Source organism: Cryobacterium mannosilyticum (genome assembly GCF_004402705.1).
Classification (GTDB): Bacteria; Actinomycetota; Actinomycetes; order Actinomycetales; family Microbacteriaceae; genus Cryobacterium; species Cryobacterium mannosilyticum.
In genome coordinates this window covers 1-1,016 of sequence record NZ_SOFM01000034.1, presented here as the reverse complement: position 1 = coordinate 1,016, position 1,016 = coordinate 1, and the positions used below count along the sequence as shown (strand labels likewise).

Genomic DNA, 1,016 nt, shown 5'->3' with positions numbered 1-1,016 from the left:
ACGGCGATGATGAGTTGGTCATCCGCGGTGGCTACCTGCCCGTTATAGGCCTGAACGAAGCCGTTTCGGGTATGCATCAGGCGGGAGTCGGGGTCCGTGACGTTGCGGCGGAGAAGGTACTTCCTGGTGGATTCCGCATCACCGGAGAGCTGCCGCGCCGCGCGTTCCTGCGCCCGGGCCAGGTTGGCTTGGGCGAAATCCACGCCGTGGTGCGCATCGCGCATTCTCTTGTTGTCCAGGATCGGCCGACGCCCATTGGGTTTGGCTGCGAAACGAGTCCGGTCGGCAGCCTGCTTGACTTCGAGGTCGGCCAGGCGCTTCTGCGCACCGAGAAGGCGGGTCTGAAGCACGGTGATCAGGGGCTCGTTTTCGGCCTGAACCACACCCTCCAGTTGGGTGATCGCCGCCTCGATGCGGGCGATTTTGCTCCCGCGCTGGCCGGCCGGGCGTGTCACTTCAGCATCAGACTTCTGTCCAACCGCGCCGTCCCCAGCGTTGGGGATGCCGTCGAGTCTCGCCCGGATCAGGGCGGCCCGGTCCGGTCCAGGGCCGAAACCACCGGGGAGGTCGTCTTCAGCGGTCGGGGCGTCGGCCTTGTCTTCAGCGGCATCCGTTGCATCGGCGGTTTCCAGGATCATTTTCGCCATCATCCGCAGCGACTTCAACGACCGGCTCTTGTCCTTCGACGCGTTGGACTTGATCTTCGTGCCATCGATCGCGATCACACCGAATCTGCCCAACCCCTGACCCACGCACAACACCAGAACCTGTGCGAACAAGTCAGCCATCGCGTCCCGGTGACGCTGCCGAAACCGTGCCAGAACAGTGTGGTCAGGCACGTCCTGCGCGCACAACACTCGGAACGCGACGTCCTCGATACAGGCCCGTTCAATCTGCCGCGATGAGGAGATTCCCCGGGCCGACGCATAAAGCCACACGGCCAGGAGCAGGTCGGGATTGAAGCCTTCCCGGCCCGTTCCGCCGAGCTTGGATTTGTCGTGCAGGGCACTCGTATC

General features: G+C 64.0%; 1 protein-coding gene. It reads right to left on the bottom strand.

Annotation, left to right across the window (positions count from 1 at the left end; all coding sequences use genetic code 11):
- The coding region (locus E3O32_RS11380) for a transposase (protein WP_241974828.1) at window positions 1–944 on the bottom strand (944 nt) is incomplete at its 3' end.
- Window positions 945–1,016 lie beyond the last annotated feature (72 nt).